Origin of the sequence: Actinoplanes derwentensis (assembly GCF_900104725.1) — a bacterium.
Lineage (GTDB): Bacteria > Actinomycetota > Actinomycetes > Mycobacteriales > Micromonosporaceae > Actinoplanes > Actinoplanes derwentensis.
In genome coordinates this window covers 5,253,277-5,272,517 of record NZ_LT629758.1, presented here as the reverse complement: position 1 = coordinate 5,272,517, position 19,241 = coordinate 5,253,277, and the positions used below count along the sequence as shown (strand labels likewise).

General features: G+C 70.7%; 18 protein-coding genes. 8 read left to right on the top strand and 10 right to left on the bottom strand.

Features of this window, described 5'->3' with window-relative positions; translation table 11 throughout:
• Positions 1 to 22 precede the first annotated feature (22 nt).
• Positions 23 to 766, top strand: a complete 744-nt coding sequence (locus tag BLU81_RS23280) for a class I SAM-dependent methyltransferase (protein ID WP_092546607.1) — start codon at positions 23 to 25, stop codon at positions 764 to 766.
• A 5-nt stretch (positions 767 to 771) separates the two neighbouring features.
• On the opposite strand, the gene BLU81_RS23275 is transcribed toward BLU81_RS23280, so the two are convergent.
• A complete protein-coding gene (locus tag BLU81_RS23275; RefSeq protein WP_092546606.1) occupies positions 772 to 1,200 on the bottom strand; it encodes a nitroreductase family deazaflavin-dependent oxidoreductase in 429 nt (142 codons plus the stop codon).
• Between the two features lie 121 nt (positions 1,201 to 1,321).
• On the opposite strand from BLU81_RS23275, the gene BLU81_RS23270 reads away from it, so the two are divergent.
• Positions 1,322 to 2,491: a cytochrome P450 gene (locus tag BLU81_RS23270; RefSeq protein WP_092546605.1), complete on the top strand. Its 1,170-nt coding sequence runs from the start codon at positions 1,322 to 1,324 to the stop codon at positions 2,489 to 2,491.
• Positions 2,492 to 2,514: 23 nt separating this feature from the next.
• Positions 2,515 to 3,444: a diacylglycerol/lipid kinase family protein gene (locus BLU81_RS23265; protein ID WP_092546604.1), complete on the top strand. Its 930-nt coding sequence runs from the start codon at positions 2,515 to 2,517 to the stop codon at positions 3,442 to 3,444.
• Between the two features lie 47 nt (positions 3,445 to 3,491).
• On the opposite strand, the gene BLU81_RS23260 is transcribed toward BLU81_RS23265, so the two are convergent.
• On the bottom strand, positions 3,492 to 4,445 hold the full coding sequence (locus BLU81_RS23260; RefSeq protein WP_092546603.1) for a sulfite exporter TauE/SafE family protein: 954 nt from the start codon (positions 4,443 to 4,445) through the stop codon (positions 3,492 to 3,494).
• Between the two features lie 126 nt (positions 4,446 to 4,571).
• Here BLU81_RS23260 and BLU81_RS23255 point away from each other — a divergent pair, with 126 nt between their 5' ends.
• Positions 4,572 to 4,949, top strand: coding sequence for an MmcQ/YjbR family DNA-binding protein (locus tag BLU81_RS23255; protein ID WP_092557521.1), 378 nt, complete (start codon positions 4,572 to 4,574; stop codon positions 4,947 to 4,949).
• Position 4,950: 1 nt separating this feature from the next.
• Here BLU81_RS23255 and BLU81_RS23250 read toward each other — a convergent pair whose 3' ends face one another.
• The 6 genes from BLU81_RS23250 to BLU81_RS23225 all read right to left on the bottom strand — a co-directional run bounded on the left by BLU81_RS23250 (position 4,951) and on the right by BLU81_RS23225 (position 11,969).
• Positions 4,951 to 5,658 (bottom strand): YcnI family copper-binding membrane protein, encoded by a 708-nt coding sequence (locus tag BLU81_RS23250; protein ID WP_092546602.1) that lies wholly within the window; start codon positions 5,656 to 5,658, stop codon positions 4,951 to 4,953.
• A gap of 11 nt (positions 5,659 to 5,669) precedes the next feature.
• Positions 5,670 to 6,203, bottom strand: a complete 534-nt coding sequence (locus tag BLU81_RS23245; RefSeq protein WP_231954723.1) for a copper resistance CopC family protein — start codon at positions 6,201 to 6,203, stop codon at positions 5,670 to 5,672.
• A gap of 38 nt (positions 6,204 to 6,241) precedes the next feature.
• Positions 6,242 to 7,426 carry a Dyp-type peroxidase gene (locus BLU81_RS23240; protein ID WP_092546600.1) on the bottom strand — a complete coding sequence of 395 codons (1,185 nt, stop codon included), beginning with the start codon at positions 7,424 to 7,426 and terminating at the stop codon, positions 6,242 to 6,244.
• Positions 7,423 to 7,980 carry a copper chaperone PCu(A)C gene (locus tag BLU81_RS23235; RefSeq protein ID WP_092546599.1) on the bottom strand — a complete coding sequence of 186 codons (558 nt, stop codon included), beginning with the start codon at positions 7,978 to 7,980 and terminating at the stop codon, positions 7,423 to 7,425. The genes BLU81_RS23240 and BLU81_RS23235 overlap by 4 nt, the downstream gene beginning before the upstream one ends.
• Positions 7,981 to 8,099: 119 nt before the next feature.
• On the bottom strand, positions 8,100 to 9,866 hold the full coding sequence (locus BLU81_RS23230) for a VanW family protein (RefSeq protein ID WP_239135538.1): 1,767 nt from the start codon (positions 9,864 to 9,866) through the stop codon (positions 8,100 to 8,102).
• Between the two features lie 72 nt (positions 9,867 to 9,938).
• Positions 9,939 to 11,969, bottom strand: a complete 2,031-nt coding sequence (locus tag BLU81_RS23225; protein ID WP_231954721.1) for a hybrid sensor histidine kinase/response regulator — start codon at positions 11,967 to 11,969, stop codon at positions 9,939 to 9,941.
• A 114-nt stretch (positions 11,970 to 12,083) separates the two neighbouring features.
• Between BLU81_RS23225 and BLU81_RS23220 the strand changes: the two genes are divergently transcribed.
• Positions 12,084 to 14,885 carry a PAS domain S-box protein gene (locus tag BLU81_RS23220; RefSeq protein WP_157751757.1) on the top strand — a complete coding sequence of 934 codons (2,802 nt, stop codon included), beginning with the start codon at positions 12,084 to 12,086 and terminating at the stop codon, positions 14,883 to 14,885.
• On the opposite strand, the gene BLU81_RS23215 is transcribed toward BLU81_RS23220, so the two are convergent.
• A complete protein-coding gene (locus BLU81_RS23215; RefSeq protein WP_197686355.1) occupies positions 14,878 to 15,699 on the bottom strand; it encodes an alpha/beta hydrolase in 822 nt (273 codons plus the stop codon). The genes BLU81_RS23220 and BLU81_RS23215 overlap by 8 nt on opposite strands.
• A gap of 51 nt (positions 15,700 to 15,750) precedes the next feature.
• On the opposite strand from BLU81_RS23215, the gene BLU81_RS23210 reads away from it, so the two are divergent.
• Both BLU81_RS23210 and BLU81_RS23205 read left to right on the top strand, forming a co-directional pair.
• Entirely contained in the window at positions 15,751 to 16,488 is a 738-nt protein-coding gene (locus tag BLU81_RS23210; protein WP_092546595.1) for an MBL fold metallo-hydrolase, read from the top strand.
• Positions 16,489 to 16,538: 50 nt separating this feature from the next.
• Positions 16,539 to 18,833, top strand: coding sequence for a putative bifunctional diguanylate cyclase/phosphodiesterase (locus BLU81_RS23205; RefSeq protein WP_092546594.1), 2,295 nt, complete (start codon positions 16,539 to 16,541; stop codon positions 18,831 to 18,833).
• Here the strand turns inward: BLU81_RS23205 and BLU81_RS48535 are convergent.
• On the bottom strand, positions 18,803 to 19,126 hold the full coding sequence (locus tag BLU81_RS48535) for a hypothetical protein (protein ID WP_157751756.1): 324 nt from the start codon (positions 19,124 to 19,126) through the stop codon (positions 18,803 to 18,805). The genes BLU81_RS23205 and BLU81_RS48535 overlap by 31 nt on opposite strands.
• On the opposite strand from BLU81_RS48535, the gene BLU81_RS23200 reads away from it, so the two are divergent.
• Entirely contained in the window at positions 19,092 to 19,220 is a 129-nt protein-coding gene (locus tag BLU81_RS23200; RefSeq protein WP_092557517.1) for a LuxR C-terminal-related transcriptional regulator, read from the top strand. The genes BLU81_RS48535 and BLU81_RS23200 overlap by 35 nt on opposite strands.
• The last annotated feature ends 21 nt before the right edge of the window (positions 19,221 to 19,241 follow it).

Here is a 19,241-nt window from a genome sequence, read left to right as displayed (position 1 = left end):
AACCAGTCGCACCGAGGTAGCCATGCCACCCACCGCCCCGCCCACCGCATCACATCCCGCCGGAGTGGCCGGTCATCGCGCCGCCTGGAACACCGTGATGGCCGGTTTCCTCCCCGCCCTGCCCGACCTCGAACAGGCGATCATGACCACCGCCGAACGCCTGACCGGCCCACCCGCCCGGATCCTCGACCTGGGCGGCGGCCCCGGACTGCTCGCCGAACGGCTGGCCACCCGCTGGCCGTCGGCCCGGGTGACGCTCGCCGACCTGGACCCGGTGCTGCTGGCCCTGGCCGCCGCGACCGTGCCCCCGTCGGTGACGGTGGTCGAGGCCGACCTGACCGATCCGTCCTGGCCCACCCGCACCGGAACCGGCTACCACCTGGTGACCGCGGTGATGACGGTCCACTACCTGGATCCGGCCGCGATCCGCTGCCTCTACGCGGCGATCCGGCGGATCCTGCACCCCGGCGGCCTGCTGGTGGTGGCCGACGTGATGCCCGACGACGGCCTGCCCGCGATGATGCGAGCCCTGGCCACGCCGGCCGACCCGTCCGGTGACTCGTGGTCGCAGTGGTGGGCGGTCCTCGCCGCGGTCCCCGAATTCGGCGACCTGCTGCGCCGCCGGGCGGAGATCTTCCGCGACCGCCCACCCGCCGAGTTCACCCCGGCGGTGTCCTGGCACGCCGCCGCGGCCCGGGCCGCCGGGTTCACCGAGGCCGGCGCGCTCTGGCGGCACGGCCGGCACGCCGCCCTCGCGGCCCGTTGAACCGCTCAGCCGTTGGTCAGGCGGGTCAGTTCGAGGACCGGGATCGTCCGGATACCGGCCGTCTTCTTCTCGTACTCGGCGAAGCCGGGGTAAAGGGTGGCCTGCTCGGAGTACCGGCGGTCACGTTCGTCGCCGGTCACGTCGCGCACCTGGACCGGGTAGGTCTCGGTGCCGCGTTCCACCGTGCCCTGACCGGCGCCGACCAGGTTGTGGTACCAGCCGGGGTTCTCCGGGGCGCCCGCCTTCGACGCGAACACGTAGACGACGTCACTGTCGGACTCGTGCGGCAGGTACATCATCGGGCTGACGAAGTCGCGCCCGCTCTTACGGCCCTGATGATGCACCAGCAGCATGGGCGCTCCGGCGAACGGACCGCCCACGTGACCGGCGTTGGCACGGAACTCTTCGATGATCTTGTCGTCCCAGTCACTCATCGGAAGGTGCCTCGTCTCTCGTGTCTGGCGGAACCGATCATTCATCCTGGCAGATATGCACCGGATGCGGACCGGATGTCGTTGCAACACGCGTGACACCCGGGGCCGATAGCGTTCAGGGGTGCAGATCGACTTCGCGGAGCCGGGTTTTCTCGCGGATCCCTATCCGGCGCTGGACCGGCTCCGGGAGCGAGCCCCGGTGAGCTTTCATCCGCCGAGCGGGCGGTGGCTGGCGGCCGGGCACGCCGCAGTGGACGCGGTGCTGCGCGACCGGCGGCTGGGACGGTTCTGGCGCGACACCACGCCCGCCGAGGTGTTCGAGCCGTTCAACACGCTGCACCGCAATCAGATGATGGAGAACGAGCCGCCGGTGCACACCCGGCTGCGCGGGCTGGTGGCGAAAGCCTTCGCCCGCGGGCACGTGGAGCGGCTGCGCCCGGCGGTCGCGGCCGAGGCGAAGCGGCTGCTGGACGCGGCGGGGGACGAGTTCGACCTGCTGGCGGACTTCGCCGAGCCGCTGGCGGTCAGTGTCATCGCGGAGTTGCTGGGGGTTCCGGCCGCCGATCGGCACCGGCTCCGGCCGTGGTCGGCGGCGATGGTGCGGATGTACGAACTGGGCCGCACCGAGCAGACCGAGGCCGCCGCGGTCGAGGCGTGCCGTGAGTTCGCCGAATACATGGCCGGGCTCGCCGCCCAGCGGGCCGCCGAACCCCGGGACGACCTGATCAGCCACCTGGTCTCGGTGCGGGACGGATCCGACCGGCTCACCGGCGAGGAACTGGTGGCGTCGGCGATCCTGCTGCTCAACGCCGGTCACGAGGCTTCGGTGAACGGGCTGGGGAACGGGATGGTGGCGCTGCTGGGGCATCCCGGCGAACTGGCGCGGGTGCGGTCGGACCGGAGGCTGATCGGGTCCACGGTGGAGGAGATGCTGAGGTTCGACTCACCGTCGCAGTTGTTCGTCCGTACCGCCGCTGTGGATCTTGAAGTGGGTGGGGTGACCGTGCCGGCCGGTGCCGAGGTCGCCGCGTTGCTCGGCGCGGCCAACCGGGACCCGGCGGTCTTCGAGCGGCCGGAACGGTTCGACGCCGGACGGGACCCGAATCCGCACATGAGTTTCGGGGCGGGGCTGCACTTCTGCCTGGGGGCGCCGCTCGCCCGGATCGAACTCCAGGCCGCCCTCAGCGCGCTGCTCGATCAGGGGCCGCGGCTCGAACCGGCCGCGGAACCCGTCCGCGATCCGGGTTTCGTGCTGCGGGGTTATGCGTCCGTGCGCCTCGTCTTTCCGTGATCTCCAGCAGATAGGGTCGGCCGGTGCGGACGAAGCAGGAGCTGACCGAGGACATCCGGCGTGAGCGGAGGGCCGCGCTGGTGGTCAACGCGCGGTCGAGGCGGGGCCGCCAGTTGTATGCGGACGCCCACGCCCGTCTGGTCGACGCCGGGTTCCAGCTGCTCGGGGCATACGCGGTGGACCGTCCCGGCGAGCTGGAGAACTCGCTGCGGGCCGCGCTGGCGCACCAGCCGGATCTGCTGGTGGCCGGTGGCGGGGACGGCACGATCAGCACGGCGGGGCGGATGCTGGCGCATCAGGACATCGCTCTCGGGCTGCTGCCGTTGGGGACCACGAACAACTTCGCGCGTACGGTCGGCATCGCGCCCGATCTCGACGAGGCGGTGGCCACGCTCGTCGACGGCAAGGTCATCGACGTGGACCTGGGTGTCGCGGGGGACATGCCGTTCACCAACCACGTCGGCATCGGGCTGTCCGCCGAGATCATGATCAACGTGCCGAGCCGGCTGAAGCGGATGATCGGGCGGATCGCCTACCCGATCACCGCCCTCGGGCTGCTGTCGCGGCACCGGCCGTTGCGAGCCACCCTGCGCGCCGAGGGTCAGGAGATCGTCTTCAGCACCCATCAGGTGTACGTGGCGAACGGCGGTTTCCACGCCGGCCGGCCGATCACCGCGGACGCGCACGCCGACGACCGGCTGCTGGTGGCCTATCCGGTGGGCGGGGCGCCGAAACGGGAACTGATCCGGGAGACGGCTCGCAACGCTCTGACCGGACACCGCCGTACGCTGCGGGAACGTCCGTTCATCGCGGTCGGTGAACTGTGGCTGGAGACAGACCGCCCGGCCCACGTCGAAGTCGACGGCGAACCGTGCGGCTCCACCCCGTTGCGGATCGCCGTCGACGCCAACGCCCTGCGGATCATGGCGCCGCCGGGGACTCCGGACCACTGACCCTATGCCGGGTCCCGTGCGGAACCCCGGCATCCGGGTGGTCGTGGTCAGGCTCCGACGGTGGCCTTGTCCTTGTCGTCGGGGGTGTCACCGCCGGCGGCCGCCTCGGCCTCGGCGATGATCTGCTGCTCCTCGGCGATGTTCTTGCGGTACTGCAGCACCGAGTAGGTGATCGCGGCCGCCCAGGCGACGTAGATGACGCCGTAGAAGGCGTAGCGGACGTTGTCCGGGGCGTCGATCCAGTCGCTGCGCAGCAGCGAGCGGGTGTTGGTGAGGATGATGACACCACCGACCGCGGCACCGAGGACACGCGGCGGGATGTGCCGGACCAGCCAGGCGGCGACCGGTGCGGCGATGACTCCACCGATCAGCAGGGCCAGGACCCAGCCGTAGTCGATGTTCTCGCTGCCGATGCCCCAGAGGAAACCGAGGCTCGCGGCGACCGCGACCAGGAACTCGCTGGTGTCGATCGAGCCGATCGTCTTGCGGGGTTCGAGACGGCCGCTGGCCAGGATCGCCGGGGTGCCGACCGGGCCCCAGCCGCCGCCACCGGTCGCGTCGACGAAACCGCCGACCAGGCCGAGCGGGGTGAGGAACCGCTTGCGCAGCGGCTTGCCGAGCTGGCCCTTGGGCAGGCCCTGGAAGGTGAAGCGGAGGAACACGTACAGGCCGAGGGCCAGCAGGATGATCGCCATCAGCGGTGCCGCGGTCTCGGTGGAGATGCTGGAGAGGAACGTCGCTCCGGCGAAGGCGCCGACCGCGCCCGGCACGCCGATCTTGAAGACGACCTTCCAGTCGACGTTGCCGAACCGCCAGTGGGAGAGGCCGGAGACCAGCGTGGTGCCGATCTCGGCGAGGTGAACGGTCGCCGAGGCGGCCGCCGGGTTGGTGCCGATCGCCAATAGGAGGGTCGTCGAGGTCACACCGTAGGCCATGCCCAGGCTGCCGTCGACCAGCTGGGCGCCGAGTCCGACCAGAGCGAGGAGGAGGAGTTTCTGCATGTGCCGACCGCCAGGGACGCAGGGGAGAATTCCTATTACTTGGATCGGAGAATAGAAGCCTAGCTGGCCAGTAGGCAAGGCATTGATTACTACATGAGATGACAGAGATGTTGCAGAATGGCCACCGTGAGTGACGTTGACGACGTGCGGCGCCTGGCCCTGTCCCTGCCACAGGTCGAGGAGATCGACAGTGCCGGTTTCGACTTCCGGGTCGGCGGGAGGGGATTCGTCTGGTCATATCCGGAACGTCTACCCGGAAGACCGCGAGTGATCCGTACGGATGTGGCGGTTTTGTTCGTCGGGGACGAGGCGGAGAAGCAGGCGCTGCTGCTCGGCGAGCCGGAGATGTTCTTCACCACATCCGGTTACCACGGACTACCACTGGTGATGGTGTGGCTGGAGAAAGTTTCGCCCGAACGGCTGACCGAGCTGATCACCGACGCCTGGCGGATGCGGGCCCCGGACGAGATCGAGGCCGGCCTTGCAGCCGGCCCCGATCGATGAGTCACGCGCCGGGAGCGGCGGCCTTGCGATAGGCGAGCAGACCCAGGACCAGGCCGGCCAGACCGGCGACCAGCCCCGCGATTCCCCAGGCGGAGCCATTGCCGCCGGTCTCCTCACCGGCGGCGACCGCCTCGGCGGGCGGGGCGGCGGCGGTGCTCTCCCCGGCCCCGGCGGCGGTCAGCTTGAGGACCGGGGCGGGGCTCTCCGGCTCGGTGCCGTCGGTGCTGGGCTCGTCGATCCAGCGGACCACCGTACCGTCGGTGTAGGTCTGCAAAGCCTTGAAGACGATCTGCTCGGTGGCCGGCAACGGGCCGAGCGACAGATCGAACTCCTGGAAGGTGCCCGGCTTGATCTCCGAACCGGCGGCCGCCGTCCAGGTGATCTTCGTGACCGCCTCGGTGATCTCGCTGTCGTGCACCTTGACCGGGGTGGCCAGCTTCGACTTCACGGCGGTAGCGGTCCAGCCCGGCACCGGCTTGAGCGACACCGACCCGATCGGGGACTCCACCGGCAGGTTGATCTCCAGCTTGTTCGTCGACTCGCTGTCGCTCTCGTTCGGCACCCGGAACGTGACCTTGGAGTAGTCGCCCTGCACGGCGGTGTCCGGGTTGACCGACACGTGCGCGGCCACCGGGCCGGCCAGGCCGAACACGAACACGGCCGCCACTGCGGTGACGGTGGCGGCGCGCTTCAGCGCTGTCTGCTTCATGGGGGAACCTCTCATGCTTTACGTCGCTTCACGAACAGGAAACCGGCCACGGCGGCCACCGCCACCACGATCCCCACGATGACGCCGATGACGGTCGAGCCGGAGTCATCCGATTCAACGGACTTCTCGGCGACAGCCGGGGCGCTGGTGGTGGGGGCGACCGTGGTGGGTTCCGTCGAGGCCTCGGGGGAAGGCGTGGGGGATGCGATCGCCGACGGGTCCGCGACGGTGAACTCGTACGAGCCCTTCACCGTGTGGCCGTCCGTCGAGACCACCTGATAGGCGACCGTGTAGACGCCGTTGGCCAGCGGCCCGTCGAAGGTCACCACACTGGTGGCGCCGTCCACCTTCGGGTCCGACGTTGCCACCTTCTGCTTCGCGGCGTCACTGACCGCGATGACGGTGTACTCCGGGTCGAGCTTCTGCAGGAACCGCAGCTTCACCTCGCTGGGTGACTGCTTCAGAGTGGCCTTCTTGTCCGGGCTGGCCTCGGCGAGCGCGTTGTGCGCCCATGCCGGTGCGCCCGGCACCAGCACGAACAGCATCGCCGTCAGAGCCAGCAGGGTTCGGGTCAGGGTTCGGGTCAGGCCAGAATCCGCTCGCCGATCCAGCCACCCTCGGCGCAGCCGGGAGGAATGGCGAAGACCGCGGATCCGATCGGTGTTGTCCATTCGTTCAACAGGTCCTTCTCGGCTAGCCGACGTTGGATGGGGAGGTACTGCCGGACGATGTCAGCTTGGTACGACGCGAAAACCAGCCCGCTGTCGGGTCGGCCCTGCGCGTCCGGGGCGTCGTCGTAGTTGAACGGCCGCCGCAGGATCTTCAACGCCGGGTCGGTCACGTGCGCCCTGGTCACATGCGAGAAACCGGCCATCACCGGCAGCCCCGTGGAGTCGAGCTTGGTGAAGTCCGGCTCGTCGTGCTCGGCCTCGCCGGTCAGCGGCGCCCCGGACACCATCCGGCGCCCGGTCGAGTTCTCCTTGTCGCCGACACTCAGCAGGTCCCACGTCTCGATGTCGGTCCGGACCCGGCGGACCACCAGCTGGGTGGTGTGGTCGGCGTTCCAGACCGCGGTCTCCATCTCGGCGTCCCGCGGGTTGGCCGTCCCGTCCAGCTGACCGAACACGTTGCGCTGGGTGAACCCGGCCTTGTGCACGCCGGCACTGCGCCGGAACCCGCGCTGCACCCAGCGGATCGCCCCGAACGGCCGGGCATCCTTGATCAGCATGCGCTGGGTGTGCGTGACGGTGAGCGCGTCGTCGGAACAGATCTGGATCACCAGGTCGCCGCCGCTCCACCGATCCTGGAGGCGGTCGATCGAGAACACCGGCAGATCACTGACCGGTGATTTCAGCCCGGCGGCCCGGTAGAGGCCGGGGCCGAACCCGAACGTCACGGTCAACCGGGCCGGATGCACGGCCAGCTCCGCGTCGGTGTCACCGAGTGCCGGCTCGCCCCGGGTCAGGCGGGCGGCGTCGTCGGTGAGCAGCCGCATCAACTTTCCCAGGGCGACCCGGTCGGTGCCCTTCGCCAGGGTCAGCGCCACGAACGTGCCGTGCGCCGGTGGTTCGTCGGTGATGCCGGACTGCCGTTTGCCGTAGAAGGGCAGCACACCCGTACCGATGTCCTGGAAGTCGGCGACCGGAACCGCCGCCGCGGCTGCCGGAGCCGGTGCGGCCGGAGGTGCGGAGAGGTAACCGGCCGCGGCAGCCGTGCCCAAGCCGGCCACCGCACCTCCGGTCAGCAGAACCCGGCGGCTGACCGTCACTTGTGGGCGCCCGCCGACTCCGACGGCATGCTCATGCCGGGGTCGTAGCTCTCCTGAGCACCGGCGAACGGCTTCGCCACCGCGGTGAACGCGACCGTGTCACCACTGGTCAGCTTCAACGTGAACGACAACTCGTCACCCGGCTTGACCGCGGCGGCCGGCTTCATCAGCATCAGGTGGTCGCCGCCCGGCGCCAGCTCGTGCGTGGCACCGGCCTTGATCACGAAGCCGCCCTCCTTCGGCTCCATCACCATCGCGCCGTCCTTCATCGTCATGGTGTGCAGCTCGATCGGCGAGGTCGGCGAGGTGGCCGACTCGATCGTCACATCGGCCCCGCTGTTGTTCACCAGCGTCGCGAACGCCGCCGTCATACCGGTGTCGGCAGCCTTCACCCACGGGTCCCGCACCGTCAGAGCAGCGGCCGCCGCCGCGGGGGCGGCCGCCGACGACACCGCCGGGGCGGCCGACGAGGCGGTGCTGTCGTCGGCGGAACCACAGCCGGCGAGGGTGGTCAGGGCGAGCGCCGCGACAGCGACGACAGTACGAGTCAGCATCTTCTTCCCAAAGCTCGTTCTCTCCCCCGTACGAGGGAACGCCCGTTAGTCGCCACAACCCCCACCGAAGTTCCAGCGAATCCCCAAGTTTCGATCAACACCCCTCGAAGGGCCGTGACTCAGTCCGGGGGCGAGCAGACGAAACGGGGCTCCGGGTCGTATTTCCAGGTGAACTTCTCGCGCTTCGCCACCTTTCCGTCCTTGTGGAAGAGGCGCCACGCGTCCTGGGTGAAGCCGATCAGGCCGCTGGTGGAGATGCAGTTGGGGCCGTCCGGTTTGGTGATGGTGGACGGTGAGGTGATGTTGCGGCGGTCGCTCCACTCGGTGGTCACCTTGTCCCAGACCTTGGTGCTCCACACCGAGACGGTGATCGAACTGCTGGTCCAGGCGGTGTCGATGAGGACGCCGTGTGGGCTGTCGTTCTTGAACCTGAAGTCGAGATCGGGCCAGAAGATGGTGGATTCGATGACGGCCGGATAGCGGTCGAAGTAGTAGGAGTGCGGCTTGTGCTCGACGTCCTGGAGCCCGGCGTAATAGGTGGCGTTGAACAGTGTGGTGGTGAACTGGGAGACGCCGCCGCCGACGCCGGGCTGCAGGTGCCCGCCGACGATGACCGGGGCGTCTTTGTAGCCTTGTGCGTAGCTTCGTTCGCCGGTGAACTTGTTCAGCGAGAACGTCTTGCCGGGCAGCACCAGCGCGCCGCGGACGTGTTTGGCGGCGGTGATGATGTTCTGGCTGCGCGACGACGACAGGCCGCCGGGGAACTTCGTGGTGAAGGTGGAGACCTTCTCGGTGACGCCGAGTTTCTGCAGGTCGGCGGCGCCGGTGGCGGGGGCGGCGGCGGTCAGGGTGCCTTGGACGGTACGGGCGTCGCTGCTCTGTGCAGCGGCGAGCAGGGCCGGGGCCATCGCGACCAGGTCGAGCCCTCGGCCGTCCTTGCCCGCCACGATCCTGGGCTTGCCGGACGCGAACGTGAATGTCGCGTCGCGGGCCGCCACCTCGATCTTGGCCAGTCGGGTCTTGACGGCGGCTCGCAGTCTCCCGGCGTCGATCCGTGGCGTGATCAGCCCGGTCTGGTCGGCGGTGAGCACCAGGCTCCTGGCGATGGCGGCCGGTGGAACGGTGAGGGTGCCGGCGTCGGAGGTGATGGTGATCGGCGCTGCGACGGCCGGTTCGGCGACGGTGGTGACCAGGCGGTCCACGTCGGCGGCGGTGGTGACGGCGTGGGTCTCGACGAGCGGCACGATGATCGGCGCGCCGGTGAGCCAGCCCGCGGTGACGGTGTCGGCGGTGGTCTGCGGGTCGAGTCCGCGGCCCGGTTCCGGGTGCACGGCTTTCGGGGTGAGCCCGCTGAAGGTGACGGCCGGGGCGGTCATCGCGGTGCCGACGTCGCCGACGGCCTCGGTGAGGGCCGCGTCGAGTAGACCGGCGTCGACGGACACCACCGGGGCGACGGCGTGGCCGCCGAAGAAGGGCCGGCCCGCCGCTGCGTTGTCGACCGTGGCGTCCACGTCGACGGTGAGGCCGATGTCGGCGGGCCGCAGGGTGGCGCCGCGTCCTTCGACCTGGATGTCGACGGCGGTGGTGGTCCGCGGGTCGGCGGCGAGACGGGTGCGGATCGTGTCGGCGGCTTCGGCGCGGGTCAGGCCGCCGACGTCGGTGCCGAGCACGGTGGTGCCGCGCGGGATGTCACCGTGCAGGGCGTAGACGGCCACCCCGCCGAGGCCTGCGGCCAGCGTCACAACGGTGAGAGCGCCGATGAGCAGGCGCCGCCGTCCCCGTCCGGCCGACGGCGTCTCGGACGGTGGTGGCGTGATGACGTCGTGTGTGGGTAATGGTTGTCGCGGCAACCGTACTGTCGGCTGGCGGTCACTGGCGGTGGACACCAGGCCTCCTCGGAGGTCGTGGGCGGCGGGCCAGGAACTCTAATCGACAGTGGTCACGGGCAGATCAAGCCGTCAGGCGCGCTGGGCGGCTCCGAGCGCGGTTCGTACCGTGGTGACCAGCTTCTCCCGGTCGAAGGGTTTGGGCAGGATGGTCGAGCCGGGCTCCAGATTGTTGCCGTGCTCGTCGAGCAGCGATTCGGCGAAGCCGGAGACGAACACCACGCACAGGTCGGGCCGTCGGCCGGACGCGATCCGGGCCAGCTGCCGACCGTCCATGCCGGGCATCATCACGTCGGTGACCAGGGCCGCCACCTCGCCGCCGTGCCGTTCGAGCAGGCGCAGGGCCTCGGCCGCGTCGGGGGCGGTCAGGACCCGGTAACCGGCGCCGCCGAGCATCCGGGCGGTGACCTGCAGAACGGCGTCCTCGTCGTCGACGAGCAGCAGGGTCTCCCCGCCGCCCTTCTCCGGAGCGGCCGTCGTAGGCGGTGGTGGTGCCACGGCCAGCGGGGGAGCGCTGCCCGCGACGGCCGGAAGGTCGATGGTGACGGTGGTGCCCCGGCTGACCTCGGACTCCAGGGTGATCAGGCCGCCGGCCTGGCTGACGATGCCGTGCGCGGTGGAGAGGCCGAGCCCGACGGTGCCGGTGGTCGACTTGGTGCTGAAGAACGGTTCGAAGACCCGGTCGAGCACGTCCTGCGGCATGCCGGTGCCGGTGTCGCGGACGTCGATGACGAGACGGTCGCCGCGGATCTCGGTGCAGATGGTGACCGGGCCGCCGTCGGGCATCGCGTCGCCGCTGTTGCGGACCAGGTTGTGCAGCACCTGCGCGAGCTGGGCCGGGTCGGCCTTCACTTTCGGGGAGCCGGGTGCCAGTCGCAGGATCAGATCGGTGTGCGGCCCGGCGGCCGCGCCGAGGGAGTCCTCGTTGTCGCGGAGCAGCGCGTTGACGTCGATCTCGATCGGCTTGTTGACTTCCCGGCGGCCGAAGGCGAGCAGTTTCTGCGTCAGGGTCTGGGCCCGCTCGCCGCCCTTGACCACCTGGTTCAGGTCGCCGAGCAGGGCTTCCACGATGTCGGCCGGGATGGTGCCGTTCTCGCTGCCGTCGTTGATCGACTCGATGGCGAGGTTGGTGTAGCCGAGGATCGCACCGAGGATGTTGTTGAAGTCGTGGGCGGTCCCACCGGCCATCCGGCGCAGGCTGTCGAGCCGTTCGGCGTCGCGGTGCCGGGCGTCGTCCTCCCGGCGGCGGGTCTCCTCCAGCAGCCGGGCCTCGGCCTGGGTCACGTCGGTGACGTCGTCGACCATCAGCACCCCGCCGCTGAGGCCCTCGTCCTCGTCGTGGGTCTGCCGCAGGTGCACACGCAGCGAGCGGACGCTGCCGTCGGCCCAGGTGACCCGGTGGGTGAAGCGGAGTTCGGTGACGTCGCCGGCGCCGCGCAGGAGCCCGAGCGCGGCGACCTGGGCGGCTTCGCCGAGACAGCTCAGCCAGCCCTGGTCGACGAGCTGGTCGATCGGGCGCTGGACGATCTCGGCGAGCCGCGGGTTGACGTAGTCGGCGTTGCCGTGCCGGTCGATGATCCCGATGCCGACCGGTGAGGCCACGGCCATCGCCTCGAAGAGCCGCTCGGTGTCGTGCAGTTTCCGGACCTTCTCGATCAGTTTGGCGTTGACCGTCTGCAGGTGGGTCTGGGCGAACTCCTCGTCGGCGGTGGCGCTGATGTCCACCGGGCCGCCGGCCAGGGCGGTGTCGATCGCGTCGAGCAGGGCGTCCGGGTCCTGGGAACGCAGCACCACCTGGCTGACACCGCAGGCTTCGGCGATCGGCCGGGTCTCGGGTTCGAGGTAGTTGGCGGTGTAGAAGATCACCGGGGCCTGCGCGGCCTCCCGGTCGGGGTCGGCGCGCAGCCGGTGGACCAGTTCCAGGCCGTCGATGCCGGGCATCAGGACGTCGGAGACCACCACGTCGGGATGGTGGGCGTGGGCCAGCAGGAGCGCTTCGGCCCCGTCGTGGGCCTCGATGACGTCGTGCCCCCGGAAACCGAGCAGCATGCGCACGATGTCCCGGTTGGCCGCCACGTCGTCGACGACCATCACTGTCGCCACGGGGTCTCCTCTGCTTACGTCGCCGGGTGCTATGTCCGTAATAAGGCTAAAGCAGAAGAAGGTCGCAGGTAGGTTGATGCTGAATCGGATTCGGATCCAGCCGGGGGTGGCGTGTTGCTGCGCGGGGCCGTGTATCTGCTGGCCGGAGTGGCCCTCGGCGGTACCGCGGTGCTGGCCACCCGCCGGACCCGCCGGGCGGTGGCCTGGGCGGAGGCGGCCTGGCGCTCGGAGGCGCTGGAGAACGCCCGCCTCGCCGCCATCGTCGAGGCCTCCCAGGACGCGATCGTCGGCAAGTCCCCGGACGGTGAGATCAAGACCTGGAACCCCGGAGCCGAGCGCTTGTACGGTTGGACCGCCGTCGAGATGGTCGGCAGCGACGTGAACCGACTGCTGCCCGCCGACCGCCCCGGCGAGGAGCGCCGCCTGCTCCGCCGGGTGCTCAGCGGCCGTGCCCTCAGCCGGTACGAGACCCGGCGCCAGCGCAAGGACGGCACGATCATCGAAGTGTCGCTGAGCATGGCCCCGATCCACGACACCGACGACGCGGTGATCGGCATCTCCACCGTCGCGCACGACATCACCGCCCGGGTCCAGGCCGACCAGCGCCGCCGCGTCGAGCGCGAACAGCTCGAAATGATCATGCAGGCGGCCAGCGACCCCTTCTTCACCATGGACGGCACCGGGCAGGTCACCGAGTGGAACCGGCAGGCCGAACAGGTCTTCGGCTGGACCCGCGAGGAGATCCTCGGCCAGAGCGTGGCCGGCACCATCCTGCCGGCTCGCTACCGGGCCGCCCTGGAACGACTGCTCGGCAGCCGGCTGGAATGGCTGCTCGACCGGCCCACCGAGATGGCCGCCACGCACCGCGACGACCACGAGATCCCGGTCGAACTGACCATGTGGCGACTGCGCCACCACGACGGGCCGCACTTCCACGGCTTCGTCCGCGACATCACCACCCGGCGGCAGACCGCGCAGGCGCTGTCCGAGGCCCGGGACCAGGCCCTGGCGGCGGCCGCTCTGAAGTCACAGTTCCTCGCGTCGATGAGCCACGAGATCCGCACCCCGATGAACGGTGTCATCGGGTTGACCGGGCTGTTGCTCGGCACCGAACTCGACGAACGCCAGCGCCGGTACACCGAGGGCATCGGTTCCGCCGGGTCCGCGCTGCTCTCGGTGATCAACGACATCCTCGACTTCTCCAAACTGGAGGCCGGAAAAGTACTGCTGGAGGAGGCGAACTTCCAGCTCCGCCAGCTGATCGACGACGTGGTGTCACTGGTCGCCCCACCGGACACCCACGACGGGCTCACCGTCACCGGTTCCTGCGACCCGCGGCTGCCCACGACCGTCTGCGGTGATCCGGCCAAACTGCGCCAGGTGCTGCTCAACCTGGCCGGCAACGCGGTCAAGTTCACCCCGGACGGCCGGGTCACCGTCACCGCGAGGCTGGACACCACCCGCGAGCACGGGCCGGAGGAGGTGCCGGTGCGGTTCGAGGTGCACGACACCGGCATCGGCATCGGCGAACACCAACGGGAGAAGTTGTTCGAGGCGTTCATCCAGGCCGACGCCGGCACCACCCGGCGGTTCGGCGGCACCGGACTGGGCCTGGCCATCAGCCGGGACCTGGTCGGGCTGATGGGCGGCCGGATCGGCGTGCGGAGCGAACCGGGCCAGGGCAGCACCTTCTGGTTCACCGCCACCCTGCGGATCGCCCGCGACGACCTGAACCTTTCCGACCGGCACTCGCTGGACGGCCTGCGGGTCCTGATCGTGGACCGTGACGACGCCGACCGCGCCGCCCTCGCCGAGCAGCTCAGCGCCTGGTCGATGGACGCCGTCGGGGTGCCTGACACGATCGGGGCGGTCGCGGTCCTGACCGCCGCCGCCGCCGCCGGCCGGCCGATCGACCTGCTCATCGTCGACCAGCACACCGAGCCCGCGGACACCCTGGCGATCACCCCGCCCGGCTGCCCGGCCCCGAAGACCATCCTGCTCGCCGAGGACCCGAAGCACCTGCCCGATGGCGCCGGCCGGGAAGGGGTGTCGGCCGCCTTCGCCAAACCGTTGCGACAGTCCCAGCTCTACGACGCACTGGTCGGGGTGCTCAGCGAACCGGCCGCCGACTGCTGGCCGGGCGCGGCCAGCGAGAACCCGCCGGTCCGGGGCCGGTTGCTGCTGGTCGAGGACAACGAGATCAACCGTACGGTCGCGCTGGGCATCCTGGCGAACCTGGGCTGGACCGCCGACGTGGCGGTCCACGGCCGGGAAGCGGTCGAGTTCGCGTCCCAGTACGACTACCAGGCGATCCTGATGGACTGCCTGATGCCGGAGATGGACGGCTACCAGGCCACCGCCGAGATCCGCCGCCGCGAACCACCCGGCCGGCACGTGCCGATCATCGCGCTGACCGCGAGCGCCCTGGCCGAGGACCGGGCCCGCTGCATGGCCGCCGGCATGGACGAGCACGTCGCCAAGCCGCTCATCCCGGCCGACGTGGCCCGGATGCTGAGCCGCTGGGCCCGGCCGGCCCCCGGCAGTGAGATGGCCGGAGTGGCCGCCCAGATCGAGAAACGCCTCGACCAGCTGCGCGGACCCGACCCGGCAGCCACCGCCGACGCGCTGGCCGGACTGCTCGTCACCCTCTCCGGCAAGATCCCCGAACATCTGGACCGGATGCAGCAGGCCCTCGCCTTCGACGACGCCGACCTGCTGCGCGCCGAATCGCACCAGCTGTTGGGGGTGCTCGCGAACCTGGGCGCCGCCGACGCGGCCGCCGCCTGCGGGCGGGTCGAGGCCGACGCCCGCGCCGGTGACCTGACCGCGGCGGTGGCCTCGTTCACCGCGGCCCGCCCGGCGATCAACACGGCCCGGGCCGCCGCCGACCGGCTCCGGCGCGTCCCGCTCAGATGACGGGGAGTGAGCGGTTCAGGAAGTCGAGGCCTTCCTGGACCAGCGGGGCCAGGTCGGCGCCGACGAAGCAGTGGTCGGCTCCGGGAACGAGACGCAGTTCGGCCGGGGCGCCGACAGCGGTGAGACGGCCGTACAACTCCCGGCTCTGCCCGCAGGGAACGACCCGGTCCTGGTCACCGTGCACGATCAGGAGCGGCGGCGCGTCCGGGGAGACATAGTTGACCGGGCTCGCGGCCGCTGACTCCTTCGCCAGATCTTGTACGGGCCCACCGACCAGCCTGCTCTCCGGTGACTCCGGCGCATCGTGGTCCTGCAGACCCTCCGGATGGTTCTGGGCCGCCATGGTGAGCAGGTCACTCGGCCCGTACCAGATGATCCCGGCCCGGACCGCCTCGGCCGGATCGTCCCCGGTGAGAGCCACCAGCGTGGCCAGGTGCCCACCGGCCGACTCGCCCCAGATTGCGAACCGCCGCTCGTCCAGCCCCAGTTCGGTCGCGTGCCGCCGCAGCCAGCGAACCGCCGCCTTGACGTCGTCCAGGGGAGCCGGGAACGTGGCCTCACCACTGAGCCGGTAGGTGACCCGGGCCAGCGCGTAACCACCGGCGACGATCCGGTCCCCGATGCCGGCCGGGGCGAGCTGCGGCCCGTCGTACTTGTTGGTGCCGAACCGCCAGGCGCCGCCGTGCACCCAGATCACCAGGGGAAACGGGCCCGCGGCGTCGGGCCGGAACAGGTCGAGCATCAGTGGCCGGTAACCGGGATACTCGGCCACGATCGCGTCGATCACCGGAACCGGCGGTTCAGGAAAGGCCACGAACTCCGCAGTGCCCGCCCCGTCCCGGACGAAACGCGCTATCGATGAAGGATGAATCGACGACTACTGCTCACCGCGGGCTCCGGTGTGCTCGGGGTGACCGTCCTCAACACGCTGACCGCCTGTTCGCGTACCCAGCAATCCACTCCGTCTCCCACCGGCAACCCGGAACCGGCCGCCGCCGGCCCGGACGTGGTCACCGGTGACTGGCAGCGCGTCAACCTCGACTTCGTCTCCGTCTACCTGCTGGTCCGCGGCGGTGAGGTGGCAGTGGTCGACACCGGCACCCCCGGCTCGGCCGGCTCGGTGGAAGCCGGGCTGAAGGCCGCCGGCCTGGGCTGGTCCGCGGTCAAACACGTGATCCTCACCCACCAGCATCAGGACCACGCGGGCGGGCTCACCGACATGCTGCCGCTGACCAGCGCCGCGTTGTACGCCGGGCAAGCCGACGTGGCGGACATCGCCGACCCCGGCGGCGGCCGGAGGCTACAGGCGGTCAAGGACGGCGACGAGATCTTCGGACTGCAGATCATCGGTACGCCCGGGCACACCGCCGGTCACGTCTCGATCTTCGAACCGGCCACCGGTGTGCTGGTCAGCGGCGACGCCCTGCGCAATCAGGACGGACTGGCGGGTTCGGCCCCGGAGCACACCGCCGATCAGGCCGAGGCCGCCCGGTCGGTGCGGAAGATGGCCACCCTCGACGTGCGGGCGATCCTTCCCGGTCACGGCGTCCCGCTCACCACCGGCGCCCGGGACGCCCTGCAGAAACTCGCCGCCTCACTGTAAGGATCCTGACCGGCAACCGTCGCGCACCCGGCGCGCGCGATGGTGATCCGGTGACCTTGTGGCTGGACGGGAACCGCAGCCGGCGCTGGCTGCTACTGGCCGGTGTGCTGCTGGCGCTGGCCGCGCCGCTGCTCTCCGGCACCGCGCGGCAGGCCGCCTACGTGGCGGTCTCCGCGACCGCGCTGACGGCGGTCCGGAACGGGCTGCGCCGCTACCCCCGGGACCGGCGCTGGGCGTGGTGGCCGCTGGGCGCGGCGATGCTCTGCTGCGCGGTCGCCAACCTGATCTGGGGCACCGGGATGGCCGCCGGGCTGCCGGTCCCCGACCAGCTGACCGTGGTCGACATCGTCTACCTGAGCATGTACCCGCTGCTCGCGGCCGGTCTGCTGGCGATGCCGGTGGGCGGGCGCGGGCTCGGCTGGAAGGGGATGACCGAGGCCGGGATCATGCTGTGCACCGGCACGGTGCTGGCGTGGACGCTGCTCTACGACCCGTACGTCGACGATCGGGGGCCGTGGCCCGGAGCGGTGAGCGTCCTGGCGTACCCGATCCTGGATCTTCTGGTCCTCGCCGCCGCGACCCGGATGGTCGCCGTGCGGCAGACGCTGAGCTGGCCGGACCGCGCCCTGCTGGCCGCCGTGTCGGTGCTGACCGTCGCCGACGTCGCCTACTTCGTCTCCACCGCCACCGGCGGCCCCTGGTCCGGGCCCGGCTGGAGCGCCACCGGCTGGCTGCTCGCCTTCCTGCTGATCGCCGCCGCGGCCTGGCACCCGGAAGCCGCCGGAACCACCCGCCCGGACCGCCGCACCCACGGCCGCAGCCGCCTCAGCCTGGCCGGTGACGTCGGGCTGGTCCTGATCGGCCCGGCCTCCACCGTCTGGCTGAAACTCACCGAACAACAGCCGACCAGCCTCGACCGGATCGACCTGATCCTGCCGCTGACCACCACCGCGTGCACCGCCCTGCTGCTGGTCCTGCGGCTGATCCACACCGGCGGGCTGGCCGGCCGGCGAGCAGCCGACCTGCGGGAAGCCCAGCGGGAGATGACCCATCGGTCCCGCCACGACGCGCTCACCGGACTGCCGAACCGTACGCGGTTGGAGGAACGCCTGGCCGGCACCGCGAGCGGCGTGCTGATCACCGTCGACCTGGACGGTTTCAAAGACGTCAACGAACGATTCGGCCATCCGACCGGCGACACCCTGCTGACCGTCGCCGCCAACCGGCTGCGCGCCCTGACCGCCACCGGTGAGGTCGCCGCCCGGCTCGGTGGCGACGAGTTCGCGCTGCTCATCCCGGGCGGCAGCTCGTCCGAGGCGGTCACCCGCGCCGCCGAGTTGCTGGCCACACTGCGCCAACCGTCCCCGGCCGACGGGCACACCCTGCACGTGACCGCCAGCGCCGGGGTGCGCGTCTTCGACCGCACCGCCGACCCGGTCGAGGTGTTCAGCGACGCCGACCTGGCGCTCTACGCGGCAAAAGCCGCCGGCAAAGACCAGGCCGCGGTGTACGACGTGTCGTTGCGCCTGGACCAGGCCGAACGGGTCCGCCTGCTGGAACGGCTGCGCGCGTCCGTCGACGCGGGCGAGTTCGCCGTGCACTACCAGCCGATCGTGTCCCTCGACGACGCCCGGCCGGTGGCCGTCGAAGCCCTGGTCCGCTGGACCCTGCCGGGCCGCGCGCCGATCAGTCCCGACCGGTTCATCCCAGCCACCGAGGACAGCGGCCTGATCGTCACCCTCGGCGAATGGGTCCTGCGGCAGGCCTGCGCCGACGCCGTCGTCTGGCACCGCCGGTGGGGCACCACCCTCACCGTCAACGTCTCCCCACGCCAGCTCGTCGACCCGAACTTCACCACCAAAGCCCTGGCCGCGCTCCGCGACAGCGGCCTGCCGCCCGATGCCCTCACCCTGGAGATCACCGAAGGTGTCCTGGTCCGGGCCGGAGCCGACGCCCACCAGGCGTTGCTGCACCTGTCCGCGTTGCGCGCCGAGGGCGTCCGGGTGGCGATCGACGACTTCGGTACCGGCTACTCGTCCCTGGCCTACCTGCGGGACCTGCCGATCGACGTCCTCAAGATCGACCGCTCGTTCATGCCGGCCGACAACGCCGACACCCAACAGGCCGCCCTGGTCCGGGCCATCGTCGACCTGGCCGCCGGCCTGGGCCTGACCACAGTCGCCGAGGGCGTCGAAACCGCCGACCACGCCGACCTGCTCCGCGACCTGGGCTGCGAACGCGGCCAGGGCTACCACTTCGCCCGCCCGATCCCGGCGGCCGGCCTGATGGCGTTGCTCTCCGGGGCCGACACCCGTCAGCCGGACCCGGCGGAGAAGGTGCCCTGACGGCAGTGCCGGCAGGCACCGCGCCGCCGCAGGTGGTAGGTGATGGCGGCGGCACCGAGGGCGATGCCCCAGAGCGTCCAGAGCACGCTGGGCAGACCGATCCCCCAGCTGTCCTGAATCGTGGGGTTCCCGAGCATCATCAGCCCGGCCGGGACGAGGACGACGGCGACGAGGGATGCCGGGACGATCGCGAGGGCCGGCGGGACCGGTCTCCCGGCCTTGAACCAGATCCACCGGGGGTAGACCTCGCCCCACCGGCTGGCCGAACTGTTCATCTCGGCCGGTACCGCCAAGACCCACCTCACGAAGATCCAGGCGAAACTGGAGCTCCCCAACCGGGTGGCCATTGCCGCCTGGGCGTGGCGGGCCGGTCTGGCCGATCCGTGAGCCGGCCAGGTCGTCAGCGGC